Source organism: Rhodococcus sp. 24CO, from assembly GCF_050586165.1.
Lineage (GTDB): Bacteria > Actinomycetota > Actinomycetes > Mycobacteriales > Mycobacteriaceae > Rhodococcus_F.
Genome location: NZ_JAZFNF010000016.1, coordinates 1 through 25,748, shown reverse-complemented (window position 1 = coordinate 25,748; position 25,748 = coordinate 1). Strand labels below are relative to the sequence as shown.

Below are 25,748 nucleotides of genomic sequence, written 5' to 3'. Positions count from 1 at the left end.
CAAAGGCCCTGAACGTGATTGACGTTCAGGGCCTTTGCCGTGTGTGCGATCAGCCGGCCAGTGCCGCCAGCGCGGGCACCAGTTGCACCAGCGCTCTCCCGCGATGCGAGGCCGCGTCCTTCTCGGCCGGAGTGAGTTCCGCCGCCGAGCGGGTGTCACCGTCTGGACGGAAGATCGGGTCGTAACCGAATCCGCCGTCGCCTGCCGGTTCCCGGCCGATGACGCCGCGCCATTCGCCGCGGACCACGGTCTCGTCGCCGCCGGGGATCACCAGTGCGCAGGCGGAGACAAAGGCCGCGCCGCGCCGCTCGTCGGGCACGTCACCCAACTGAGCGAGTACCAGCGCAGTGTTGGCGCCGTCGTTTCCGTGGGTACCGGACCAGCGGGCAGACAACACACCGGGCATCCCGTTCAGCGCATCGATCTCGACACCGGAATCGTCTGCGATACACGGCATTCCGGTGGCAGCGGCTCCGTCACGAGCCTTGGCGAGCGCATTCTCTTCGAATGTCGCGCCGGTCTCGGGCGCTTCCGGAAACGGCGGCACCTCGTCGAGCCCGACCAGTTCGATTCCGCTCACGCCGGCCGCGTCGAGAACGCGATGGAGTTCCTTCAGCTTCTTGGCGTTTCTACTTGCTACCAATACTCGTACGCTCACAGCTCAGGCACCGAACTTCTTCTTGGGTTCCGGGTTCTTGGGTTCGGGCAACGCACCCGGATACGGCTCCGCCAATGCCTGACGCTGGATCTCGAACAGCTGCTCGCAGCCCGCCAGCGCGGAGTCGAGAAGCTTGTCCAGGGTCGAGCGCGGGAACGTGGCGCCTTCGCCGGTGCCCTGGATTTCCACCAAGGTGCCGGTATCGGTGGCGACGACGTTCATGTCGACCTCGGCGCGCGAATCCTCTTCGTACGGCAGATCGAGGCGCACTCGTCCGTCGACGACGCCGACACTGACGGCCGCGATGCCACACGAGATGGGCTGAGGGTCACTCAACAGATCGGCAGCGCGAAGATACGTCACCGCGTCGACGAGGGCTACGTACGCACCCGTCACGGCAGCGGTACGGGTGCCACCATCGGCTTGCAGGACATCACAGTCCAGAGCAATGGTGTTCTCACCGATGGCTGCGAGGTCGATGCAGGCCCGAAGGGATCGACCGATGAGCCGGCTGATCTCCTGGGTGCGGCCACCGACCTTGCCCTTGACGGATTCACGTCCACTGCGGGTGTGCGTCGCTGCGGGCAGCATCGCGTACTCGGCGGTGAGCCAACCGAGCCCGGAACCCTTGCGCCACCGCGGAACACCCTCTTCGACGCTGGCCGTGCACATCACTCGGGTGTTTCCGAACTCGACCAGAACCGAGCCGGCCGGATGGCTGGTGAACCCGCGGGTGATCTTGATCGGGCGAAGTTCGTCGTCCGCCCTGCCGTCTTCTCGTGTAGTCACCTTCGTGAGCCTAGCGTCCCACCCCAGGCAACACGTCAGATGTCGTAGACGCTTCCCGCGGACACAGCGTGAACCGGTCCTGCGAACTCGGATTTTGCTTCGGCGATGACGTCCTCACGGGACGTCCACGGCGGGATGTGGGTGAGGAGTAGTTCCTTCACTCCGGCCAACGTCGCGATCCGGCCGGCTTCCTTGCCTGACAGGTGAATACCTTCCGGCCGATCGGGACTGTCCGTCCACGACGCCTCGGAAAGGAGGATGTCGGCTCCACGGGCAAGCTCGACGACGTTGTCACACATCCCGGTATCGCCGGTGTAGACGAGAATCCGGCCGTCGGCGTCCGTGATCCGGAATCCGTACGCCTCGGGCGGATGATTCATGCGACTTGCCACGACGGTCAGTTCACCGAAGGTAACGGGTTCGTTCTCCGACCACAGTTTGAGATCGATGGTGTCGGAAATATCGTCCATCTCCCCCGCGCACTCGGCGGATGACGTTCCGATCCGGCAGGCGGTATCCGTCGGGCCGTACACCAGCGCTCGCCCCTCGGGCCGGTTCGGATGGTAACGACGCCACACGAGCAGGCTCGGCATGTCGAGGCAGTGATCGGCGTGCAAGTGCGAGAGCAGAATCGTCGCGTCCCCTGGGTCCGCGTACCGCTGCAGAGCCCCGAGCACTCCGGGACCGAAATCTATGACGAGCGGCGGGGTACCCGGCGCTGTGAGCAGGTAACCCGAAGCCGGTGAATCCGGCCCCGAGACGCTGCCGGAACACCCCAGGACGGTCATGCGCATAAGGTCATGCTGCCACGTCGACCCGTCAACAAAAAAGCTCCCGGTCGTTTTGGCGAGTCGAAGTCACACCGCCCGGTGGCTGTGACCCACGTCCGATCAGAAAGTTGCTGGTCGGGCAGGTGTTGTGGCGCCGGCGCGGTTCGCTCGATCGCCGGAGGAGAGTGCCCACGCCGCTACGACGCCGCCGACCGCACCGAACAGATGCCCCTGCCACGACACTCCCGGTGTGCTGGGCACCACGCCCCACAGAACTCCGCCGTAGATCACGAAGACAACAACACCGATCAAAATCTGGCCGAAACTGCGGGTAAAGAATCCACGCGTCAACAGGTAGGTCACCCACCCGAAGATCAGCACCGACGCCCCGACGTGATTGGTATTCGCTCCGGCAACGAGCCACGTCCCGACCCCGCCGATCACCCAGATGATTCCGGTCGCGGCCAACCCCCTCGATATGCCGGACACCAGAACGAGATAGCCGAGGATCAGTACGGGAATGGTGTTCGCGATCAAGTGCGCCCAGTCGTCGTGCAGCACCGGCGCAAACAGGATGCCCCACAAACCGTCGAGCGTTCGCGGTGAGACCCCAGCGTTCTGGACGTTCTGACCGGAAATGACGTCGATGATCTCGATGACGTACAGCGCCAGGACAAAACCGCCGACCAGCACCGCGGACTGCTTCCACACCGACGGCGGCTTCGGCGCGGGAACCGGTGCCCGTGAACCGAAATCAGGACTGTTGAAATCCATCGTCATCGCGTGCGTCCTCACAGTAGATGTGTCTACTTCGAGGTTACCGGCGCTCGCCGGGCTAGACGAAAGCCGACGGGAACAGGTCTCGGTAACTCGGGATCCCGGCCACGGATGTCGCGTCGAGAATTGCCTTGACGATCGCGCGTTCCACGACCTGGGCGGCAGCCGCACAGACAGCGTCGAGGATCGGCAGATCCGCGGGGAACGCCGCCGGTACCTCGATCGCCGATTCCGGTGTGTGCGTTCCCGTGGCAAGCGCAAAGATCGTGTCGCCGTCCAACGGTGAATGGGCCGGACGGATTGCCCGGGCCAAACCGTCGTGACCGGCAACCGCAACGCGTCGGCACCCGGCTTTGCTGAGGGCCGCGTCGGTAGCGACGACGCCGATGGTGGTGTTGAGCACCGTCCCTTTGGCGCCGATCGCGTTGGCTGCGTCGAGCTCGCACGGTATCGGCATGCCGATCCCGAAGGACGCCTCCCCCTCGGACCCGACGCCCCACGGCAGACCGGTACGCGGATCGAAGACAGAGCCCACCGGGTTTGCCACGATCAGGGCCGACACAGTTGTCCCCTTGGCCGGTCCGTCCGTGATTACGACGCTGGCGGTTCCGACGCCGCCTTTGATCCCACCGGCTCGGGCACCGACACCGGCGCCCACTGTTCCGGTCGCACATTCACGCGACGCGGATTCTGCTGCCAGATATCCGAAATCGGCGTCAGGCCGAATCTTCCAGTCCCCCACCGGAAGATCGAAGATGACGGCGCCCGGCACGATCGGCACCACCTGGCCGGGCAGGCCCATCGCGATTCCGTGGCCGTGTTCCTCGAGCCAGCGCATGACACCGTCGGCGGCAGCGAGGCCGTAGGCACTTCCGCCGGTCAGGAGCACGGCATTGACCTGCTGAACCGAATGACTCGGGTCGAGGAGATCGGTTTCGCGCGTACCCGGCCCACCACCCCGAACGTCAACTCCGGCAACCACTCCCGCCGGAGCCAGCACGACGGTGCATCCCGTCGCCGCCCCCGACCCCAATGCAGCGTCGTCGTCGAGTCGATGATGATGGCCGACAGTCAAACCCGCGATGTCGGTCAACGAATCCGTGGGGCCCGGCGCCGTGGTGATCACGGCATGAGCGCCTGAACGAGCGAATCCTGCATCCATGTCAACCAGTGATAGACGTCAAGATGCGGTGCCCGCGGATCGTCCGGCTCCAAACTTTCCGGAGTGTCTGCATCGATACCGAGATTGGTGCCGAGAGCCAGGCGAACGTCGTTGAGTGCGGACAGCCACGCGTCGGCCTGCTCCTGGGTCAGGAGGACCTTGCCGCCGTCTACGGGAAGCGAGGCCAGCAAAACCCTGCCGGCAGCCTTCTTCGCGTCGATGATCTCGGGTTCGTGCAAACTCCGCAGCGCACCGTTGACATTGGCGCCGGCGTCGTCGAGATCATCGGAATCCGGGGACGCCTTGCTGGGGTCGGTTCGCTGAAAATCGGGGAGCAACCGCGCCAGAACCGGGTTGTCGGGCGCTTCCGAATTACCGGTTCGAAGACCGGTGAGCGCCGCCAACTCGTCCTGCGGTGCGCCGGACTCACGATCTTCCAGCAGTCCGATCACCGACTCGACGAGCGAACTCAGAACGGTCACCTCATGAGCGTCCATCTCGGATTTGAACTTCACTCCGGAAAGCGAGTTCTTCTTGATCCACGTCCGCACGCGTCGGACTCCCCTCTTGTGATCGGTTCGAACTGGTCGAAGGTGAGCGAGTCCTACGTGTCGTCGCGCTGCATCGTTGCCCAGAGTCCCGCCGCGTGCAGACGCCGAACATCGGCTTCCATCTTGTCGCGCGAACCACTGGACACGACGGCCTTGCCCTCCGAATGGACCTTCATCATCAAATCGGTGGCCTTGGCCTTGCTGTACCCGAACAGCTTCTGGAACACGTAGGTCACGTAGTGCATCAGATTGACCGGATCGTCCCAGACGATCGTCACCCAAGGCCTGTCAACAGCTTCGATGATTGCAACAGCCTCCGACTGCTCCGGAACCGCGCGCGGCGCAGAGGCAGTTGTGGAAACAGTCGCAGAGCCGAAAACCATGTCTCCAGGGTACGGCGCGATCCGAGGCGACAACACCCACCCTCGTGGTCTCCCGCCTAGAGTTATGTGCGTGCCTACGCAAATCTCCGACACCCGTGACGCCGACGCGAGTACCGCTCTGCTCACCGACCAGTACGAGCTCACCATGCTCTCTGCCGCACTGGCCGACGGATCTGCTTTCCGTACCTGCAGTTTCGAGGTATTCGCGCGCAGACTTCCCGATGGCAGGCGCTACGGAATCGTCGCCGGTACGCAGCGCCTGCTCGACGCTCTCGAGCACTTCCGTTTCGGAGAACCCGAACTGGCGATCGTCTCGAAGTTCCTGGACGACACCACCGTCGAGTGGCTGCGCAATTACCGCTTCTCCGGCGACATCGACGGCTACCGCGAAGGCGACTTCTACTTTCCCGGCTCACCGATCCTCTCCGTCCGCGGTTCGTTTGCCGAATGCGTGTTGCTCGAGACATTGGCCCTTTCGATCCTCAACCACGACAGCGCGATTGCGTCGGCCGCGGCCCGCATGGTCAGTGCCGCAGACGGTCGACGGCTCATCGAAATGGGTTCACGCCGGACCCATGAGCAAGCCGCGGTCGCGTCGTCCCGCGCCGCGTACCTTGCCGGATTCGACGCCACTTCCAATCTCGAAGCCGTCCGTCGCCACGACGTTCCGGGCGCGGGTACCAGCGCCCACGCATTCACCCTCCTACACACAACCGACAGCGGAACCGACGAAGCCGCTGCCTTCCGCGCGCAGGTCGACGTACTCGGTGTCTCGACCACGTTGCTGGTCGACACCTATGACATCACCGAAGGCGTGAAAACCGCTATCGCCGTAGCCGGAACCGAGCTTGGTGGGGTGCGTATCGACTCGGGCGATCTCGGGGTGGTCACCCGCCAGGTCCGCCGACAACTCGACGACCTCGGCGCCACCAAGACCCGCATCGTCGTCTCCGGCGACCTCGACGAATATGCCATCGCCGCTCTGCGCGCCGAACCCGTCGACACGTACGGCGTCGGCACGTCCCTCGTCATCGGCTCCGGCGCTCCGACGGCCGGCATGGTCTACAAACTTGTCGAGGTCGACGGAATTCCCGTCGAGAAGCGCAGCACCAACAAAGCGTCGCGAGGTGGAGCGAAGAAGGCACTGCGCATCGCCCGCCCGACCGGAACGCTGGTCGAGGAAGTGATCTACCCCGCCGACGCACCCTCGCCGTTCACCGCTGCAGATGGCGCGACCGAGCTGATGATTCCGCTCGTACGCGGCGGCAAAACCGTCGACGGCGTCCCCACACTCGAAGAGAGCCGAGCTGTCGTGAAGGCCGGTCTGGTCAGCCTCCCGTGGGAAGGTCTCAAGCTCTCGCGCGGAGATTCCGCGGTGCCAGTCCGATTTGTCGGTGGAGGTCAGCGATGACGGCACGTGCATTGATCGTGGTGGACGTCCAGAACGACTTCTGCGAAGGCGGTGCGCTTGCCGTGGACGGCGGCGCTGCCGTAGCAGCGGCAATCAACACTTTCGTCGATTCGCACGAGTACGACGCCGTCGCAGCGACCCGCGATTTCCATATCGATCCCGGTGCGCACTTCTCGGAGAACCCTGATTACGTCGACACCTGGCCGGTGCACTGTGTGGTCGGAACCTCGGGCGCGGACTTCCACCCGGCATTCGATGCAACAATCGCCGGTTCCGCCGTGTTCTCCAAAGGTGCGTACAGCGCCGCGTACTCCGGGTTCGAAGGGTTTTCCGAGGACGGCACAACGCTCGAGGAGTGGTTGCGGGCCCATGACATCACCGACATCGACGTCGTCGGCATCGCTACCGACCACTGTGTGAAGGCCACGGCACTCGACGCGGTCCGTGCCGGCTTTGCCACCACAGTCCTCCTACCACTCACCGCGGGTGTGGCAACCGCCACGATCGAAGCTGCTTTGACGCAGATGCGCGAGCACGGAGTGCAGCTCAGCGGCCGTGACGAACATGAGCCTTCGAGTGGCGTCGATATTTCTGACGTAGGTATCCACTAACCTGCTTCAGTGGCCGATGAACTTCCGAATGTCCCCGAACTGCTTCGCACAGCGGTGCAGGCGCTGGGCGGTGCCGAGCGGACCAGCCAGCTCACGATGGCGTCGGCGGTAGCGCATTCGATCGATACCGGTGAGCATCTTGCCGTCCAGGCCGGCACCGGTACGGGTAAGTCGCTGGCCTATCTGGTGCCGAGCCTGCGTCATGCCGTCGAGTCCGGTCGCACCGTCGTCGTGTCGACGGCCACCATCGCGCTGCAGCGGCAGTTGGTCGATCGTGATCTCCCCCGCCTGGCCGATGCACTGAAGAAGCCTCTCGGACGCCGCGCGGAATTCGCAATCCTCAAGGGCCGCAACAACTACCTGTGCATGAACAAGATCCACACCGGCGCCTCCGAGCAGCCGCCGGAGGACGAACTGTTCGATCCGTTCACAGTCTCCCGCCTGGGCCGTGAAGTGGTGCGCTTGACCGAGTGGTCGTCGGACACCGACACCGGCGACCGCGACGAACTCGTGCCAGGCGTGTCCGATCAGGCGTGGCGGCAGGTCAGCGTGACGTCCCGCGAGTGCATCGGAAAGAACCAGTGCCCGGTCGGCGAGGACTGCTTTGCCGAACGCGCCCGCGTCGAGGCATCGAAGGCAGACGTCGTGGTCACCAACCACGCCCTACTCGCGATCGACGCCATCACCGGCATCCAGATCCTGCCCGAGCACGACGTCGTTGTCATCGACGAAGCCCACGAACTGGTCGACCGCGTCACCGGAGTCGCGACGGACGAACTCACCGCGGCCGCCATCAGCGCAGCCGCTCGTCGCTGCGGCAAGATCGTCGAAGAACAAGACGCCGATCGGCTAGAGGCCGCCGGCGAGGGCTGGGCCGGACTCCTCGAAGAACTTCGCCCCGGACGATGGGACGGGCTTCCCGACGGCGCAGCCCCGGCACTCGCAGCCATCCGCGATGCCGCGTGGGCCCTGCGCACGGCTATCGGCCCGGCCAAGCCCGGCATGATGGCGGCCGATCCCGAAGCCGCGGCCGCCCGCAATGCGGCACTCTCCTCGGTGGAAGACATTCACGACAGCGCCGTACGAGTGCTCACCGCTTTCGACGAACCAGATCCCGCCCAGCGCAAAGACGTCGTCTGGCTCTCGTCCGACGAGTTCCGTGGGTCGGTCCGCCGCTCCGTCCGGATGGCCCCGCTGTCCGTCGGCGGTTTGCTGCGCTCACGCCTGTTCGCGGAATCGACCGTGGTGTTGACGTCCGCAACCCTCACCGTCGGCGGTTCCTTCGACGGTCTTGCGATCAACTGGGGACTACCCGCGCAGTCGTCGGTTCGCCCCGATTCCGGAACCGCGATCGGAAGTGAAGCACCGTCCGACGCCAACGCATTTCGTTGGAACTCGGTCGACGTCGGATCGCCGTTCGACCATGCGAAAGCCGGAATCATCTACATCGCCCGTCACCTGCCCACACCCGGCCGGGACGGCTTGTCCCCGGTCTACCTCGACGAAATCGCCGAACTCGTCGAGGCTGCGGGTGGGCGCACCCTCGGGTTGTTCTCGTCGATGCGCGCCGCCAAAGCCGCATCCGAAGCCATGCGTGATCGCCTCGACACACCGATCCTGTGCCAGGGCGACGACGCCACCGGAACACTCGTCAAGGCCTTCGCCAAGGACGAGCCCACATCACTGTTCGGGACACTGTCCCTGTGGCAGGGCGTCGACGTTCCCGGCCCGTCGCTATCACTGGTGATCCTGGACCGCATTCCGTTTCCGCGGCCGGACGATCCGCTGCTGATGGCTCGTCAACAGGCCATCGAGGCGCACGGCGGAAACGGCTTCCTCAGTGTCTCGGCCAACCACGCAGCGCTGCTCCTCGCCCAGGGAGTCGGCAGACTACTGCGCAGCGTCGACGACAAAGGTGTTGTGGCCGTCCTGGATCCGCGTCTCGCAACAGCCCGGTATGCCGGGTACCTGCGGGCGTCGTTGCCTCCGTTCTGGGAGACGACCAAACCTGAGGTCGTCCGCAAGGCACTGACCCGTATCCGCGATTCACGGCCCTGACGCACTTCTGCCCCGGACCTTCTCGACATGGTCCGGGGCAGAACGTGGGACTACAGGGACGGCGTGGTCACCAATCCCAGTTCAGATGCATCGACCAGCAGACGGTGATGCGGGAGAACCCTGACCGTGTAGCCGACCGAGCCCGAAACCGGAAGTGCCACTTCCGCTTCGAAGATCTCGACGCCATCCTCCGAACCGAAATGCGTCATCGGGAAGGTGACCACATCGGTCAGTTCCTCACCCGGAGTGACGCGTCCGATGACGGCTTGCACCTCGACGTCGGAGACCGACAGATCAGCGAGACGAACCTGAGCCTTCAGCGAGAGAGTCGCACCGATTTCCGGGGTATCCGGCAACCCGGAACCGTCTACCTGCACGACGCTCACGGACGGCCACTGCGATTCGATGCGTCGACGGAACTCGGCAACCTCGCGCGCTCCGGCGTAGCTGTCGGCCACCACAGCCCGAGCAGATTCTGCCGACGGCGCGTAGTACTGCACTGCGTAGTCACGAACCATGCGTGACGCCAACACCTTCGGGCCCAGATTCTCGAGTGTGTGGCGAACCTTCTCGACCCACCGCGTCGGCAGGTCGGCAGCGTCACGGTCGTAGAACGTAGGCAGCACCGCGTGTTCGAGCAATTCGTAGAGCGCGCTCGCTTCGAGATCGTCACGGCGAACGTCGTCGAGGACGCCGTCGGCGGTCGGGATTGCCCACCCGTTCTCACCGTCGTACATCTCGTCCCACCATCCGTCACGGATGGAGAGGTTGAGTCCGCCGTTGAGTGCAGACTTCATCCCGGAGGTTCCGCACGCCTCCAACGGGCGCAACGGATTGTTCAGCCACACATCGCAACCCCAGTACAGGTACCGGGCCATCGACATGTCGTAATCCGGCAGGAAGACGATGCGATGACGGACATCCGTCTCGTCGGCAAACCGCACCACTTGCTGAATGAGCGCTTTGCCACCGTCGTCGGCGGGATGCGACTTTCCGGCCACCACCAACTGCACTGGCCGCTGTTCGTCGAGCAGCATCGCACGTAGTCGATCGGGGTCGCGCAGCATCAGGGTGAGTCGCTTGTACGTCGGCACGCGCCTGGCAAATCCGACAGTCAACACATTGGGGTCGAAAACGCCACTGGTCCAACCCAGTTCGGCTTCGGTGGCGCCGCGCTCGAGCCACGACGCTTTCACGCGTCGACGCACTTCGGTGACAAGCTTGCCGCGCAAGTCGTTGCGCGTTTCCCAGAGTTCCGTGGCGGACAGTTCGTGCAAGCGTTCCCAGCCGCGCGATTCCTCGAGCTGATCCTGACCGACGATCCGGCGGGCGACGTTCATCCATTCCGGCGCCGCCCAGGTAGGTGCGTGAACACCGTTGGTGACCGAGCCGATCGGCACCTCGTCAGCGTCGAATCCCGGCCAGAGACCGTTGAACATGTCGCGACTGACGATGCCGTGCAGCTTCGACACACCGTTGGCGCGCTGGCCCAGGCGAAGGCCCATGTGCGCCATGTTGAAGATCGACGGGTCGGACTCGCGGCCCATCCCGACGATGCGATCGACAGTCAGTCCGGGAAGCAGCGTCGATTCGTTCTCGCCGTTGGAACCGCCGAAGTAGTGGCGAACCAGATCCGCCGGGAAGCGGTCGATTCCGGCGGGCACCGGAGTGTGGGTCGTGAAGACCGTTCCGGCGCGAACGGCCGCCAACGCCGAATCGAAATCCAGCCCGCTGGTGGTGACAAGTTCACGGATTCGTTCTATACCGAGGAAACCGGCGTGGCCCTCGTTCATGTGGAACACCTCGGGATCGGGCAATCCGTACGCCGCGGTGTACGCCCGAACCGCACGTACGCCACCGATACCCGCCAGGATTTCCTGCTTGATGCGGTGATCCTGATCGCCGCCGTACAACCGGTCGGTCACGCCTCGGAGATCGGGATCGTTCTCGGCGATGTCCGAATCGAGGAGAAGCAGGGGCACTCGGCCGACCTGCGCGATCCACACCCGCGACCGGAGGACTCGCCCGCCTGGCATCGCAACGTGGATGACTACCGGTGATCCGTCGTCGGACGACGGGCCGGCATCCGTCAGCAAACGTAGAGGCAACCCCTGCGGATCGTGGGGTGGGTAGTGCTCGGCCTGCCACCCGTCGGCTGTCAGGGACTGGCGGAAGTAGCCGGAGCGATAGAGCAGTCCGACACCGATCAGCGGCAGTCCCAGATCCGATGCGGCCTTGAGATGATCGCCGGCCAGAATTCCCAGGCCACCCGAATAGTTCGGCAGAACTTCGCTGACGCCGAATTCCATGGAGAAGTACGCAATTCCCCCAGCCAGCGACACCCCCTTGGCCTGTTGCGACTGGTACCAGCGCGGAGTGCTCAGGTAGCCGTCGAGATCGGCGGCTGCTGTGTCGAGGTCGGCAAGAAACGTATCGTCGCTGCTGAGCTCGTCGAGCCGAGCGGGATCGACCTCTCCGAGCATTCGAACCGGATCGAACTGAACTGCTTGCCAGAGTTCAGGGTCCAGGCGCGAGAACAGATCCTGAGTCTCGGGATGCCAGGACCAACGCAAGTTGGTGGACAAGGGGCCGAGCGCTGCAAGGCGCTCCGGAATGTGGGCTCGGACAGTGAACCGACGCAAGGCTTTCACCCCGCGAACCCTAGTCGAGTTGAACCACCGTGTCCGCTGGAGCGACGACAAGGCGCTGTACCCACTACGGTTGAACTCGGCCACACCAGTAACACTCCACCATCAGAAATGGAGCTTCCCGTGACAGGACGCCTCGGTATCGACGACGTGGTACCCGCGATCTCGGGTAACTATCCAGCCAAGGCCGTAGTGGGTGAGGTGTTTCCCGTACACGCCACGGTATGGCGAGAGGGCCACGACGCAGTTGCGGCCACCCTCACCGTGCGCGGACCCCGCGGAACCAAACCGATACGCATCCAGATGGACCCGGGCAGCGAACCGGACACCGTTGACGCCGTGTTCGTCCCGTCCACCGAGGGACTCTGGACGTTTCGGATCGAGGCGTGGAGTGATCCCGTCGCAACCTGGAAACACGCCGTCGAAGCCAAACTGTCCGTCGGACAGGGCCCGACAGAGCTAGCCAACGACCTCGAGATCGGCGCGCGGCTTTTCGAACAAGCCGCCCAGGAACAGCCCCGCGCCAACCGCGCGAAACTGGAGGCGGTGACGGCGTCGCTGCGCAGCACCGCGCCTGTGACAGCCCGGGTCGCCCCCGCATTTGCGTCGGATGTCGCCGAGTTGCTCCGGGCGCATCCCCTGCGCGAGTTGGTCACCAAGGGCGAACCGCACAACGTGCTGGTCGACCGCAACCGAGCACTGTTCGGATCGTGGTACGAGTTCTTCCCTCGCTCCACCGGCGGCTGGGACGAGAACGGGGTTCCGAAGCACGGCACGTTCAAAACCGCGTCGGAGGATCTACCGCGCATTGCCGCAATGGGTTTCGACGTTGTCTATCTGCCGCCGATTCACCCGATCGGTGAGATCAACCGCAAGGGCCGCAACAACACGCTCACTCCCGAACCCGGGGATGTCGGATCGCCGTGGGCCATCGGCTCTGCAGACGGTGGACACGACGCGGTTCACCCGGAACTCGGCACGCTCAAGGATTTCAAGGCGTTCGTCTCGCGCGCACGCAAACTCGACCTCGAAGTGGCACTCGACCTCGCACTCCAATGCGCGCCCGATCATCCTTGGGCAGCAAAGCATCCCGAGTGGTTCACTGTTCTGCCCGACGGCACCATCGCCTACGCGGAGAACCCACCGAAGAAGTACCAGGACATCTATCCGATCAACTTCGACATCGACCCAGACGGGTTGGACAAGGAAATCCTGCGGGTCGTTCGCCACTGGATCAACGCCGGGGTCAAGATCTTTCGAGTCGACAACCCCCACACCAAACCGCCCAACTTCTGGGAAAAGCTGATCTCCGAAGTCAAGAAATCCGACCCCGACGTGCTCTTCCTGGCCGAGGCGTTCACCCGGCCGGCCCGCATGTACGGCCTGGCCCGACGTGGCTTCACGCAGTCGTACACGTACTTCACATGGCGTGTCGCGAAGTGGGAACTCACGGAATTCGGCAACGAACTCGCGGCCAAAGCCGACGAGGCGCGCCCCAATCTCTTCGTGAATACCCCGGACATCCTGCACGAGTCGCTACAGCACGGCGGACCCGGAATGTTCGCGCTGCGAGCAGCTCTCGCCGCGACACTCGCACCGACGTGGGGCGTCTACTCCGGATACGAACTCTACGAACACCAAGCGGTGCGACCCGGCAGTGAAGAATATCTGGACTCCGAGAAGTACGAACTACGTCCGCGCCGGTTCGCGGAAGCCGCTGCGCGCGGCGAATCCCTCGAGCCCTGGATCACCACGCTCAACCGCATCCGCCGCGCGCACCCCGCGCTGCAACAACTGCGCAACCTGCATTTCCACCACATCGACAACGACGCGATCATCGCCTACTCGAAGTTCGATCCGATCACCGGCGACGCCGTACTCACCGTCATCAACCTCAATCCGTTTGCCGCGGAAGAGGGAACGATCTGGCTGGACATGCCGGCACTAGGGCGCGAATGGCACGACCACATGAGCGTGCTCGACGAAGTGAGCGGCGAGCAATACCAGTGGGGCCAAGCAAATTTCGTTCGCCTCGAGCCGTGGCGGTCCGTCGCCCACATTCTTGCGCTACCGCCAGTTCCCTACCCCGCCAGAACTTCCCTGGCATACCGCGGAGGTAAATGATGGCCGCCGAACTGCCTGCCGGAGTTGCTCCAGAGCCCCACGATCTGGAATTGCTTGCCCGCGGCGAACACCACGATCCGCACAGCGTCCTCGGCGCGCACACACACCCCGACGGAACAGTGCTGCGTGCACTTCGGCCACACGCCGAGTCGGTCGACGCCGTCATCGGCGGGAAGACCTTTCCCCTCCGCCACATTTCGGGTGGAGTGTTCGCCGCACTGGTCCCCTACCCGGAGCTCATGGACTATCGGTACTCGGTCACCTACCCCGGTGGTCATACCGTCGTCGTTGCCGATCCTTACCGATTCCTCCCCACACTCGGCGAACTTGATCTCCACCTCTTCGGCGAGGGTCGGCACGAACGCCTGTGGGACATCCTCGGCGCCCACCCGCGCAGCTACGAAACGCCGGACGGAGTAGTCGAGGGAACCTCGTTTGCGGTGTGGGCACCCGCCGCCCGCGGAGTCACCGTTATCGGCGACTTCGACGGCTGGGGTGGGCAATTCGCGCCCATGCGCGTCCTCGGTTCGACAGGAGTCTGGGAACTGTTCCTGCCCGGAATCACGGCAGGCGAACTGTACAAGTTCCGCGTCCACGGGCGAGACGGTTCGGTAGCGGACAAGGCCGATCCCATGGCCTTCGCCGCCGAAGTACCGCCGGCAACGGCGTCACGGGTGAGCACCAGTTCCCACATCTGGCACGACGCAGAGTGGCTCGAGGCTCGCGCCCACATCGACCCAGCCCAGTCACCGATGAGTGTGTACGAAGTACATCTCGGATCCTGGCGCCCTGGCCTCGACTACCGGCAGATGGCCGAGCAACTCGCGCAGTACATCACCGAAACCGGGTTCACCCACGTCGAATTGCTCCCAGTCGCAGAGCACCCGTTCGGCGGTTCCTGGGGATATCAGGTCACGTCGTACTACGCTCCGACCGCACGATTCGGGACACCCGACGATTTCCGCTGGTTTGTCGATCACCTCCATGCCGCCGGCATCGGCGTCCTCGTCGACTGGGTTCCCGCCCACTTCCCCAAGGACGAGTGGGCACTGGCCCGCTTCGACGGCACTCCGCTCTACGAACATGCCGATCCACAACGCGGCGAGCAGTTGGACTGGGGTACATACGTATTCGACTTCGGTCGACGTGAGGTCCGCAACTTCCTCGTTGCCAACGCACTGTTCTGGCTCGACGAATTCCACATCGACGGCCTCCGCGTCGATGCGGTCGCGTCCATGCTCTACCTGGACTATTCCCGCCCCGAGGGGGGCTGGACTCCCAACATTCACGGCGGCCGCGAGAACCTGGAAGCAGTTGCCTTCCTTCAGGAGATGAACGCCACCGTCCACAAGAAGCATCGTGGCGTTGTCACCGTTGCCGAGGAATCGACCGCGTGGCCTGGGGTCACGCGCGCGACCAATGTCGGCGGTCTCGGATTCAACATGAAATGGAACATGGGGTGGATGCACGACACCCTGGGATTCCTGGGCCGCGACCCCGTCCACCGCACCTACCACCATCACGAGATCACCTTCTCGCTGATGTACGCGTGGAGCGAGAACTACCTGCTGCCCATCAGCCACGACGAAGTCGTCCACGGCAAGGGAACCTTGTGGACACGTATGCCCGGCAACGATTTCGCGAAAGCCGCGGGGCTTCGCGCGCTCCTCGCCTACATGTGGGCACACCCGGGCAAGCAACTCCTGTTCATGGGCCAGGAGTTCGGCCAGACCGCCGAATGGTCCGAAGAACGAGGCCTCGACTGGTGGCAACTCGACGACCCCGACACCGGCAATCTCCACCGCGGCGCGATGAAACTGGTCAGCGATCTCAACTCTGCCTACCGCCGGCATCCGGCGATGTGGACCCTGGACACTTCACCTGGCGGTTACTCGTGGATCGACGCCAACGACACCGAGAACAACGTTCTGAGTTTTCTGCGTTACGGTACTGACGGCTCGATTGTCGCCTGCCTCTTCAACTTCTCGGGCAGCGAACACTCGAGCTACCGCGTCGGGCTACCGGAGCCCGGCCGATGGGTGGAAATCCTCAACACCGATGCGCAGACGTACGGCGGCTCGGGGGTGGGCAACCTCGGTGCGGTCACAGCGACGTCGCAGTCGTGGCACGGTCGGCCGGCGTCAGCTCAGGTCGCACTTCCCGCCAACGGCGCGATATGGATCAGTCTGGAGCGTTGATGGTGGGCCGGCGAGCAGCACTAGTCACTTCGTCGTTGTTGGCAACTGCTGCCGTGTTGACCGGCTGTTCGCAGACGTCGAGCGGCCAGGCCGTCTCGATCTACCACGATCCGTTCCGCGTTGCCGGCCTCGACGCGTCGTCCGGTCCGAGTGGTCTGCGGCCCGGTGCGCCCGACGCCGAACGCGACATCGTCGGCACCAACGGCGGTTCGATCGACGCCCTCGCTGCCAACGCGATCACCGACATCGAAACCTATTGGAACACGCAGTATCCGACCCTGTTCAACGAGCCGTTCCAACCCGTCGACACGCTGATCTCCTGGGATCCCACCGAATCGAACGGCCCGGACTTCTGCGAAGAGACCACCGAAGACCTCATCAACGCCGGCTACTGCAGCCTCGACCACACCATCGGCTGGGATCGCGAACTTCTCCTTCCCGAGGTGCAGGAAAAGTTCGGGGACGTCGCCGTCGCGTTCATCTTCGCGCACGAGTACGGCCATGCCGTCCAGCGCAAAGCCGGAATCGTCGAAGGTGGGTCCGAATCGGCCTTGGTGCGCGAACAGCAGGCCGACTGCTTCGGTGGTGCATTCCTGCGGCACGTTGCCGAGGACAAGGCAGCACACTTCACCATGAACACATCCGACGGCCTGAACAAGGTGCTCGCCTCTGCGGTCGCTATCCGTGACGACGATCCCAACGATCCCGACTCACACCACGGTTCCGCGTTCGAACGCGTCACCGCAACTCAGATCGGGTTCACCGACGGCGCGTCTGCCTGCACGCGGATCGACCAGGAAGAAATCGAATCCCGGCGGGCCGAACTGCCCCAGCAATTCGACTCCGAAGACGATTCAGGAGAACTTCCCGTCACCGAGGAAACCCTGCAGGAGTTCCTGACGACGTTCCAGTCGGTCTTCGAATTGGAGAATCCGCCGACAGTCACCTTCACCGGCGCGGACACCGGATGCGCCGACGCCGTCGCCACCGAACCGGTCTCGTTCTGCCCCTCGACCAACACCATCGGCATCAACGTCGACGAACTGGCGGAACGCGGAACGCCGGGACGGCCCGGTCGACGCGAATTGATGCAGACCGACATCACCGGTGACTACAACGCATACGTGCTGCTCGCGTCGCGGTACACCCTCGCGATGCAGCAGCAACGTGGCCAGGCACTCGACACACCACAGACCGCGCTGCGGGCGGCGTGCTTGGCCGGAGTGATCACAGCCGCACTGAGCCCCACCAACGCAGCCGAGTCCGGTGCGCAGGTCACCCTGTCCCCGGGCGACCTCGACGAAGCAGTCTCCGGCTTGTTGACGGACGGGTTGGCTGCCAGCGACGTCAACGGCGACACCGTCCCGAGCGGCTTCGCCCGGGTCGACGCCTTCCGTACCGGTGTGCTTGGTGGGCAGGTGTCCTGCGACAGCCGCTACACGGAGTAGCGGCCAGTCGCGGGAGGCCTAGTAGAGCGCTGCCGCCAGTTTGCGGCGCGCTGCCATCACCATGGGCTCAGCGGGATCGAACAATTCGAAGAGTTCGAGCAGACGCGTCCGCGCTGCTGCCTTGTCGTCTCCTGCACTGCGTGACACGACGCCGATGAGGCGAGCAAAAGCTGCTTCCGGCTTCTGTCCGGCCATCTCCAGGTCCGCTGCCGCAAACTGCAGTTCGGCATTCGACGGATCTGCGTCGGCGGCCGCGACGGCATCGGGGTCGGTGTTCTGGGCACGCGCCATGAACTTGACCTGGCGAACAGCGTTGAGGGCCTCAGCGTTTGCGGGCTCGGCGTCGAGAATCACCTGGTAGGCGGCAATCGCACCGTCGAGATCACCGGCGTCGAGAGCTGTTTCGGCAGCAACGAACCGTGGATCTTCCACTTCTGGTTCGTCGCTCTCAGCCGTCGGAGCAGGACCACTGAGCTTGCCGGCGGTAGCTTGCAGAACAGCGGCAAACCACTGAGTCAACTGCTCTTCGGGCTGTGCGCCCTGGAAATCGGCCAACGGCTGGCCGGCGGCGACGGCAACAACCGTCGGCACCGACTGGATTCCGAAGGCCTGCGCGATCTGGGGGCTCACATCGACGTCGACGTTCGCAAGAATCCACTGGCCACCGGCCTGCGCGGCTAACCGCTCCAGCACCTCGGTGAAAACAACAGACGGCTCGTACGCGCGCCCACCCAGATTGACGATCACGGGCACCTGGCTCGACTTGACCAGAACTTCGGCCTCGAAGTTCGCTTCCGTCACCTCGACGACAGACCCATTGGCAGCAGAAACGGCCCCGTCGCCGCTGGGATTACGCGGAGGTGGGGCCGTGGCCCGCTCTTTGAGAACGGACAAGTCGACTGCGCCGCTCATAGCGGCTGCAACTGCTGACGAACGCGCTGGGGGCCTGGATCCTGGTCGAGTCACAAGTCCCAGTTTGTCACGAGTTGCCGGAACCTTCGAAGAGGCCTACTTCACTTAAGCGAGCGCGGGGTCTGAAGCGGCTGTGTTCACCTTGGACAGTTCCGCCAACTTGCCTGTGCGCGCGGCCCACGCTTCGAAAACGATCGTGCCGAACGGCGGGATGCTGGCAAACAGTGCCCAGAACGTGGTGACCAGATTCCACTTCAACTGCTTTGCAGTCCAGAGCGCAACCAGGATGTAGATGACGAACACGGCGCCATGGAAGGGACCGAAGATCTTGACGCCGGCCACCATTCCCTCTTCGGGGATGTACTTGAACGCCATTCCGACCAGCAATCCGAGCCACGTGAAGGCCTCGAGGACGGCAATGAAACGGAACCGCTTTGCGGTGGTACTGAGATCGAAGACGTTCGCCATGAACCCCATTGTGCCCGAACAACTACGACGCCCCGTAGTGGTGTGAGAAATACCACGAGGCGTCGTAGAGCGAACTGAGGTGTTCAGGTGTATTTAGACGCTCAGGCCTTCGGTACGCGGACGATCAGTGCGTCGCCCTGTCCACCGCCGCCGCACAGTGCGGCCGCGCCGATGCCGCCGCCGCGGCGAGCCAACTCGAGTGCCAGGTGCAGTGCGATGCGAGCTCCGGACATCCCGAGGGGGTGCCCGACGGCGATGGCGCCGCCGTTGACGTTGACCTTCGCCGGATCGAGGCCGAGCTCCCGCGTCGAGGCGATACCGACGGCCGCGAATGCCTCGTTGATCTCGACGAGATCGAGATCGGCGGGCGTGATGCCTTCCTTCGCGCAGGCCTTCGCGATGGCCCGCGCCGGCTGGGACTGCAGGGTCGAATCGGGTCCCGCGACCACACCGTGGGCGCCGATCTCCGCGATCCAGTCCAGGCCGAGTTCTTCGGCTTTGGCTTTGCTCATCACGACCACGGCGGCGGCGCCGTCGGAGATCGGTGAGGCGGAGCCGGCGGTGATGGTGCCGTCCTTGCTGAACGCGGGACGCAACTTGCCGAGGGATTCGACGGTGGTGTCGGCGCGGATGCCCTCGTCCTGCGCGAAGACGATCGGATCGCCCTTGCGCTGCGGGATCGAGACGGGGACGACCTCGTTGTCGAAGAGGCCGTCTTTCCAGGCGCGGGCCGCGTTCTGGTGCGAGGCCGCGGCAAAGGCGTCCTGCTCCGCGCGGGTGATGTGGGTGTCGTCCTGTTGATTGACCTGCTCAGTGAGCAGTCCCATCGCCTGATCGGTGAAGATGTCGTGCAGGCCGTCGTAGGCCATGTGGTCCCGCATCGTGACGTCGCCGTACTTGAACCCTTCGCGGCTTTTTTCGAGCATGTGCGGTGCGCGGGACATCGATTCCTGACCGCCGGCGACGACGACGTCGAATTCGCCGGCGCGGATCAGCTGATCCGCCAGGGCGATGGCGTCGACACCGGAGAGGCACACCTTGTTGATGCTCAGGGCGGGAACGCTCATCGGGATGCCCGCGGCGACGGCAGCTTGGCGGGCGGGCATCTGGCCGGCTCCGGCGGTGAGCACCTGACCCATGATGACGTACTCGACCTGCTCGGGGGCGACACCGGCCTTATCGAGGGCGCCCTTGATGGCGACGGCGCCGAGATCGGACCCGGACAGGTCCTTCAACGAACCCATCAAACGACCCATCGGGGTACGGGCTCCGGCAACAATCACAGAACTGGTCACGATTTCCTCCGGCTGCAAAAAGAGACATAGTCTTCGGGCGCACGTGGTATACGAGCCAAGTCACATCCCGACGTGTACTACTTAAACGGTAGCGCTACCGTGAACGGTATGACACAGACCTCCCCCAGTCCCGCTCTCGCAGCGCTGTCCTCCGACCTCGTCGTCGCCATCGACCACGTCGGAATTGCCGTTCCCGACCTCGATGTCGCCATCGCGTGGTACACCCAGCACCTGGGCATGGTCTCGACCCACGAAGAGGTCAACGAAGCACAGGGCGTGCGCGAAGCCATGCTCTCCGTCGTCGGTGCACCGGCGGGCTCCACGGCCGTTCAGTTGCTCGCACCCCTCGACGAGAACTCGACTATCGCCAAGTTCATCGACCGCAGCGGCCCCGGACTGCAGCAGCTCGCGTACCGCGTCACCGACATCGAAGCTATTTCCGACGAGCTCCGTGCACGCGGCGTCCGGTTGCTCTACGACGCACCGAGGCGCGGCACCGCGAACTCACGCATCAACTTCATCCACCCGAAGGACGCCGGCGGTGTGCTCGTCGAACTGGTCGAACCGGCCGCGTCGCACTAGTAGGCCCGACTCCTGCAGGTATGCCAGGTAGATTATCGCCATGGCATACGAGCAGGACCGCGGTTCCATTCAACTTCCGTTTCAGATCGCACGGAAGGGATACGACCGCGACGAGGTACGCAACTACTTCGAGCGATTCGACGTAGAACTGCGTGTGACGGCTGCGGATCGCGATGCCGCAGCCGCGCAAGCCCGCGACCTTGCCAAGCAGTTGGACGATGCCCGCGACGACATCGACGATCTCCGTAAGGACGTCGACCGCCTGTCCGTTCCGCCCACCACCGCGGAGGGCATGAGCGATCGCATCAGCCGCATGCTCCGACTGGCGTCCGACGAAGCATCCGAGGTCCGTGCCAAGGCCGAGGCCGACGCAGCAGAGATGACCTCCATCGCCGAGCAGGACGGTGCCCGCCTACGTGGGCACTACGAGTCGTTGATCGCGGAGCTCGACGACCGCCGCAACGCGATGGAAACCATGCACGAGCAGACCATGTTGCAGGCCAAGACCGAAGCGGCGCGCATCGTCGAAGCCGCGCAGGCCGAGCGCGACCGTCTGGCCGCCGAATCCGAGGCAAAGCGAACTCAGATTCGCGAGGATTTCGACATCTCGATGGCCGAACGACGCGCCAAGGTTGTTGCCGCAGTCGACGAACTCGAAGCATCCAGCAAGGCAGAAGCCGAACGACGATTGACCGACGCCACCCGCGAAGCTCAGCGTCGCCTACAGGCCGCGACAGATCAGTCCGAGCGAAAGATCGCTCACGCCAAGGAACTTGCCGAAGAACTGCGTGTTCTGCGTGGCCGTATTCTCGCGCAACTCCTGGGAATCCGCGGTCAGCTCGATTCGGTACCCGCGATGCTCGCCTCCGTCAACCGTGAGAGCGAATTGCTCGACGCGCCGACCACGCCGCCGTCCTCGGAATTCACCGACGACGAGTACGAGGAAACCAGTTACACAGAGTCCGAACCGGAAACCGACGACTCGGACGATATCGAAGACACCAACACTGCCGAAATCGACACCCGCGAGGTCGAGCAGCGGGCGCAGTCCCGAAACTGATCCGTCACGACCACCGTCTGGTCAGGCTGCGGGTGCCGCGGCCTGACCAGCATCCGGTGTGCCAGTGCCGACGCTCCGCAGCCCCACCAGGCTCCGACGGCCACGTCACCACATGCGCAACTCCCGGCCTGATGTCGTGGTCGCAACCGGGGCATCGATAGAACTTCGTGGCATTGGCTCCCGGAATCGGCCGAACCATGTACAGCTCGCCGCCCGGTCCGGGTTCTTCCCGGACCACCGCCCCACCAAAAAGCACACCCCGCGGTTCTTCCGAGGCCGGACCTCGTCGACTGCCCGTACGACGAGATTGTTTCGGCATCGGTTTGCGGCGAGGCATTAGAAAAGCCGGAACTCGGTGCTCTCGGTCCCGCGCAAGGCCTCGTAGTCGAGGACAAGGCAGCGAATCCCGCGGTCGGTTGCCAAGGTCTTGGCCTGCGGCTTGATCTGTTGCGCTGCAAACACTCCCGTCACCGGAGCGAGCAGTGGATCACGGTTGAGCAATTCGAGATAGCGCGTCAACTGCTCGACACCGTCGATCTCACCGCGACGCTTGATCTCGACGGCAACCGAAGCACCATCGGCATCACGAACCAGAAGGTCGACCGGCCCGATGGCCGTCATATATTCGCGTCGTACCAGGGTGTAGCCCTTACCCAGCGTTTCGACATGCTCTGCGAGAAGCTCTTGCAGGTGCGCCTCGACGCCGTCCTTGATCAAACCAGGATCGATACCGAGTTCGTACGACGAATCATGTTCGACCTCTTCGAGGGTGATCCGCAGTTCTTCGCCGGCCTTGTTGGTCACGACCCACAAAAGGTCGTCACCGTCACCCGTGGTCTCGACCAACCAGCACGGCGGGCTCATCCAGTTGAGCGGCTTGTAAGCCCGGTCATCAGCATGGATGCTGACGGAGCCGTCCGCTTTGACCAACAAAAGTCGTCTGGCGGTGGGCAGATGGGAGGTCAATCGACCTACGTAGTCGACTCGGCAACGAGCTATAACTAAGCGCACTGCACCACCCTAAGCGATCGGTGCGACTAGTCTCGACACACTATGCAGCCAAGCAACGTCCCGAGCGCGCCCCTAGGGTCGTGGCTGCTCGGATCAACAGACGAGAGTCCCCGCCGACGACGCATTCGCGTCCAAGCCCTCCTCACTGCTCCGCTCCTGGTCACTAATCTGATCGGGTCCGTTCTGGCCGTCGTTCTCATCGGAGTTGTTGTTCCAGGCCCGAGCATCATGCGATCGGAGTTCGCGTGGATCAACTTCATCGCGGTGCCGATATTCACAGCGTGCGTTTTCATCGTCGGGCTGCTCTGGGGAACTACACGCCTCATCCATGATCTTCGCTGGGCAACGGACAACGTCCCGCCGACAGCGGAGAATCAACGCGCCGCGCTACGCGGACCGTGGCGTCTTACTCGCGTTCAGGTCGTCCTGTGGTCGGTGGCGTTAGCCACATTCACCACCATGTACGGGATCGTCGACGCCAACACCATCCCGAAAGTGTTGTTCACCATAGCTTTCAGCGGAATCACGACCTGCGCGTTCTGTTATCTCCTCAGCGAGTTCGCGCTTCGTCCCATCGCAGCCCGCGCCCTCGAATCCGGGACACCCCGCAAATCCGCGGTGCTCGGGATTACCGGGCGCACCATCCTGGTCTGGATGCTCGGCAGCGGTGTCCCCGTCACCGGCTTGATGTTGATCGCGATCTTCAGCTTCATCCGCCCAGCCTCCGGACAGGCTCTTGCAATCGCCATTCTGGTGATCGGCGGAATCACCCTGTGCGTCGGACTCGGGCTGACCTATATCAACATTCGATCTGCCGCGGCGCCAATCCGATCCGTTCGCCGAGGCATGGAGCAAGTCACCCGCGGCGATCTGAGTGCTCACGTCGTTGTCTACGACGGCACCGAATTGGGCTTGCTCCAAACCGGTTTCAATCGAATGGCCGAAGGACTGCGGGAGCGTGAACGCATTCGCGACCTGTTCGGACGACACGTCGGGCATGAGGTTGCGGCCAACGCGATGCGTCAGAATCCCGAACTCGGCGGCGAGGAACGTGATGTATCCGTTCTCTTTGTCGATGTCATCGGTTCCACCACGATCGCCTCGACAAACACCCCTACCGCCGTCGTCGCATTGCTGAACAGATTCTTCGACGTCATCGTCGACGAGGTCGACGGGCACGGCGGATTTGTCAACAAATTCGAGGGCGACGCGGCCCTTGCCATCTTCGGTGCGCCGAACCGGATCGACAACCATGCGGGCAGCGCGCTCGCAGCGGCCAGACAGATCCAGATCCGTCTATGCGCCGAAGTACCTGAAATCAATGCCGGCATCGGCGTCGCGTCAGGTATCGCAGTTGCCGGAAATGTCGGCGCGCGTGAAAGATTCGAGTACACCGTGATCGGTGATCCCGTGAACGAAGCGGCCCGTCTCTCCGAGGTGGCCAAGACAGTACCGGGAAACCTGGCAGCGTCAGGCCGCGCGGTTGCGGCGGCACACAACAGCGAAGCCGACCAGTGGCAGATCACCGACAGCATCACACTGCGCGGCCGCCTCGAAGAGACAGAACTTGCGATTCCTCGTGAGCCGGCGGAAGGCCTTGTATCGACCCCCGTTCCGCCGACGGACTGAATCCGGTTACGAGCCGAAGATTTCCCCGAGTTGATTCAGTATCGACGTTGACGGATCGGGCTCTGGGGATACCGGCACTGTCGGCGATACACCTGTTGTCGGCGATACCGGGCTGACCGTACTGTCACCGCTGGCAATGTTGAACTGACCGACGGTGGACGCAGACTGTGCGGGCGTCACACCGAGACAGGTGTAAATGCCGCTGCCGCCATTCGAACTTGGCCAGATCTTTGCTCCAGACGACGGGTTGTCGTTCCCGAAAGACACCTTCGAGTACCTCACGCTCACATCCGGAATGTCGGCACACGTCTTGATCCCGGAGAACTTCTCGATGAAGCCGATAGTCGTACTCTTCAGTCCACCGAATGCAGCTGGAGTGGACCACGACCCCATCTTTGTGACCACTCCGGTGGAATCATTGGTGATCGTTCCCGACCACGTTGTTGCCGTCGACGACGAACCCGACTTCGTGATGTCGAAGGAATACGCCGTTCCCCGCGAATAGGGAACATCAATTGCACAGGTGACACCATTGCCACCGTCAGCGCCCGATCGACATTCCGAAGACAGCGGCACACCACCGGCACCGAACAACGAGAACCGAACGCCGGCGGTGCCGTCCGGGTGCGGCTGAATGCCCGAGTAGTAGCCGGCTCCACCCTTCTCAAATATCTGATACTGGGCATAGTAGACATAATCGGAGCTCAAAGGAGTGTCCACCGCAACCGTGTAATGGAAACTGTCGATCGTTTCAACCGGCGTGCGGGGAGTCACGTCGTAGGAGATGAAATGCTGCGGATTGCCGGCGGGTATCGACGACGCCCCAGGCGCGGCAGCACTCGCCACCCCGACAAGTGCACAGACGGATCCCACTGCAACTATTGATGCGCCTACCAGTCTTTTCATACCTGGCAACGTACACATCAAAACAATTCACGAATACACGATTTGAGAAACTATTTCCGAATTCTCGAGTATTTTCATCGAATTCAGACATAGAAGTAAATTCGACTGTTCTATTTGCAATCAATGAATAGATATATCCGAATTCTTACATTCGATTGCAAATCTACGATTGTCTGTATATGAGCTTCATGTTTCGGGGACACGAAAAAGCCCCCAACCATGAAGGTTGGGGGCTTTCTCAAGTTGTGTTCGGCGGTGTCCTACTCTCCCACACCCTGTCGAGTGCAGTACCATCGG

General features: G+C 63.4%; 23 protein-coding genes. 9 read left to right on the top strand and 14 right to left on the bottom strand.

Going from position 1 to position 25,748, the window contains the following annotated elements; genetic code table 11:
• Window positions 1-49 precede the first annotated feature (49 nt).
• From rdgB to clpS, 7 genes are all read right to left on the bottom strand, one after another.
• Window positions 50-658: an RdgB/HAM1 family non-canonical purine NTP pyrophosphatase gene (gene rdgB, locus V2B23_RS28155; protein WP_003945370.1), complete on the bottom strand. Its 609-nt coding sequence runs from the start codon at window positions 656-658 to the stop codon at window positions 50-52.
• Window positions 659-661: 3 nt separating this feature from the next.
• A complete protein-coding gene (gene rph / locus V2B23_RS28150; RefSeq protein ID WP_430953270.1) occupies window positions 662-1,447 on the bottom strand; it encodes a ribonuclease PH in 786 nt (261 codons plus the stop codon).
• A 35-nt stretch (window positions 1,448-1,482) separates the two neighbouring features.
• Window positions 1,483-2,241 (bottom strand): cyclic nucleotide-degrading phosphodiesterase, encoded by a 759-nt coding sequence (locus tag V2B23_RS28145; protein ID WP_430953269.1) that lies wholly within the window; start codon window positions 2,239-2,241, stop codon window positions 1,483-1,485.
• Between the two features lie 96 nt (window positions 2,242-2,337).
• Complete coding sequence (locus tag V2B23_RS28140) at window positions 2,338-2,997, bottom strand: rhomboid family intramembrane serine protease (protein WP_033232731.1); 660 nt, start codon at window positions 2,995-2,997, stop codon at window positions 2,338-2,340.
• 55 nt (window positions 2,998-3,052) lie between these two features.
• Window positions 3,053-4,120 carry a P1 family peptidase gene (locus V2B23_RS28135; RefSeq protein ID WP_430953279.1) on the bottom strand — a complete coding sequence of 356 codons (1,068 nt, stop codon included), beginning with the start codon at window positions 4,118-4,120 and terminating at the stop codon, window positions 3,053-3,055.
• Window positions 4,117-4,707: a DUF2017 domain-containing protein gene (locus tag V2B23_RS28130; RefSeq protein ID WP_430953268.1), complete on the bottom strand. Its 591-nt coding sequence runs from the start codon at window positions 4,705-4,707 to the stop codon at window positions 4,117-4,119. Before V2B23_RS28130 ends, V2B23_RS28135 begins: the two co-directional genes overlap by 4 nt.
• A 53-nt stretch (window positions 4,708-4,760) precedes the next feature.
• Window positions 4,761-5,090, bottom strand: coding sequence for an ATP-dependent Clp protease adapter ClpS (gene clpS, locus V2B23_RS28125; RefSeq protein ID WP_033232727.1), 330 nt, complete (start codon window positions 5,088-5,090; stop codon window positions 4,761-4,763).
• A gap of 64 nt (window positions 5,091-5,154) precedes the next feature.
• Here clpS and V2B23_RS28120 point away from each other — a divergent pair, with 64 nt between their 5' ends.
• Genes V2B23_RS28120 through V2B23_RS28110 form a run of 3 tightly spaced genes read left to right on the top strand, consistent with a single transcriptional unit; the run spans window position 5,155 to window position 9,170 of the window.
• Window positions 5,155-6,501, top strand: coding sequence for a nicotinate phosphoribosyltransferase (locus tag V2B23_RS28120; RefSeq protein ID WP_430953267.1), 1,347 nt, complete (start codon window positions 5,155-5,157; stop codon window positions 6,499-6,501).
• Window positions 6,498-7,112, top strand: coding sequence for an isochorismatase family protein (locus V2B23_RS28115; RefSeq protein WP_430953266.1), 615 nt, complete (start codon window positions 6,498-6,500; stop codon window positions 7,110-7,112). Before V2B23_RS28120 ends, V2B23_RS28115 begins: the two co-directional genes overlap by 4 nt.
• 9 nt (window positions 7,113-7,121) lie before the next feature.
• Entirely contained in the window at window positions 7,122-9,170 is a 2,049-nt protein-coding gene (locus tag V2B23_RS28110; protein ID WP_033232721.1) for an ATP-dependent DNA helicase, read from the top strand.
• A 50-nt stretch (window positions 9,171-9,220) separates the two neighbouring features.
• On the opposite strand, the gene glgP is transcribed toward V2B23_RS28110, so the two are convergent.
• Window positions 9,221-11,821 carry an alpha-glucan family phosphorylase gene (gene glgP, locus V2B23_RS28105; protein WP_430953265.1) on the bottom strand — a complete coding sequence of 867 codons (2,601 nt, stop codon included), beginning with the start codon at window positions 11,819-11,821 and terminating at the stop codon, window positions 9,221-9,223.
• Window positions 11,822-11,941: 120 nt separating this feature from the next.
• Between glgP and V2B23_RS28100 the strand changes: the two genes are divergently transcribed.
• The 3 genes from V2B23_RS28100 to V2B23_RS28090 are packed head-to-tail and all read left to right on the top strand — an operon-like array spanning window position 11,942 to window position 17,588.
• Window positions 11,942-13,942 carry a maltotransferase domain-containing protein gene (locus V2B23_RS28100; protein ID WP_430953264.1) on the top strand — a complete coding sequence of 667 codons (2,001 nt, stop codon included), beginning with the start codon at window positions 11,942-11,944 and terminating at the stop codon, window positions 13,940-13,942.
• Complete coding sequence (gene glgB, locus V2B23_RS28095; protein WP_430953263.1) at window positions 13,942-16,140, top strand: 1,4-alpha-glucan branching protein GlgB; 2,199 nt, start codon at window positions 13,942-13,944, stop codon at window positions 16,138-16,140. Before V2B23_RS28100 ends, glgB begins: the two co-directional genes overlap by 1 nt.
• Window positions 16,140-17,588 carry a neutral zinc metallopeptidase gene (locus V2B23_RS28090; RefSeq protein ID WP_430953278.1) on the top strand — a complete coding sequence of 483 codons (1,449 nt, stop codon included), beginning with the start codon at window positions 16,140-16,142 and terminating at the stop codon, window positions 17,586-17,588. The genes glgB and V2B23_RS28090 overlap by 1 nt, the downstream gene beginning before the upstream one ends.
• An 18-nt stretch (window positions 17,589-17,606) precedes the next feature.
• Here the strand turns inward: V2B23_RS28090 and V2B23_RS28085 are convergent, their stop codons facing one another.
• The 3 genes from V2B23_RS28085 to V2B23_RS28075 form a co-directional block, all read right to left on the bottom strand.
• Window positions 17,607-18,500 carry a tetratricopeptide repeat protein gene (locus tag V2B23_RS28085; protein ID WP_430953262.1) on the bottom strand — a complete coding sequence of 298 codons (894 nt, stop codon included), beginning with the start codon at window positions 18,498-18,500 and terminating at the stop codon, window positions 17,607-17,609.
• A gap of 105 nt (window positions 18,501-18,605) precedes the next feature.
• The gene (locus tag V2B23_RS28080) at window positions 18,606-18,968 is read right to left on the bottom strand and encodes a DUF3817 domain-containing protein (protein WP_430953261.1); all 363 of its coding nucleotides are present in this window, start codon (window positions 18,966-18,968) and stop codon (window positions 18,606-18,608) included.
• Window positions 18,969-19,069: 101 nt separating this feature from the next.
• A complete protein-coding gene (locus V2B23_RS28075; RefSeq protein ID WP_430952867.1) occupies window positions 19,070-20,263 on the bottom strand; it encodes an acetyl-CoA C-acetyltransferase in 1,194 nt (397 codons plus the stop codon).
• Between the two features lie 108 nt (window positions 20,264-20,371).
• Here V2B23_RS28075 and mce point away from each other — a divergent pair, with 108 nt between their 5' ends.
• Together mce and V2B23_RS28065 are read left to right on the top strand one after the other, a co-directional pair.
• Window positions 20,372-20,845 carry a methylmalonyl-CoA epimerase gene (mce, locus tag V2B23_RS28070; protein WP_033237402.1) on the top strand — a complete coding sequence of 158 codons (474 nt, stop codon included), beginning with the start codon at window positions 20,372-20,374 and terminating at the stop codon, window positions 20,843-20,845.
• A gap of 40 nt (window positions 20,846-20,885) precedes the next feature.
• Entirely contained in the window at window positions 20,886-21,905 is a 1,020-nt protein-coding gene (locus V2B23_RS28065; RefSeq protein WP_033237401.1) for a hypothetical protein, read from the top strand.
• Window positions 21,906-21,909: 4 nt separating this feature from the next.
• Here the strand turns inward: V2B23_RS28065 and V2B23_RS28060 are convergent, their stop codons facing one another.
• Window positions 21,910-22,242, bottom strand: coding sequence for an ATP/GTP-binding protein (locus V2B23_RS28060; protein WP_430953260.1), 333 nt, complete (start codon window positions 22,240-22,242; stop codon window positions 21,910-21,912).
• Window positions 22,242-22,916 (bottom strand): endonuclease NucS, encoded by a 675-nt coding sequence (nucS, locus tag V2B23_RS28055; RefSeq protein WP_430953259.1) that lies wholly within the window; start codon window positions 22,914-22,916, stop codon window positions 22,242-22,244. Before nucS ends, V2B23_RS28060 begins: the two co-directional genes overlap by 1 nt.
• 42 nt (window positions 22,917-22,958) lie before the next feature.
• Between nucS and V2B23_RS28050 the strand changes: the two genes are divergently transcribed.
• Window positions 22,959-24,545, top strand: coding sequence for an adenylate/guanylate cyclase domain-containing protein (locus V2B23_RS28050; RefSeq protein ID WP_430953258.1), 1,587 nt, complete (start codon window positions 22,959-22,961; stop codon window positions 24,543-24,545).
• A 6-nt stretch (window positions 24,546-24,551) separates the two neighbouring features.
• Here V2B23_RS28050 and V2B23_RS28045 read toward each other — a convergent pair whose 3' ends face one another.
• Window positions 24,552-25,451: a DUF3472 domain-containing protein gene (locus V2B23_RS28045; RefSeq protein ID WP_430953256.1), complete on the bottom strand. Its 900-nt coding sequence runs from the start codon at window positions 25,449-25,451 to the stop codon at window positions 24,552-24,554.
• Window positions 25,452-25,748 lie beyond the last annotated feature (297 nt).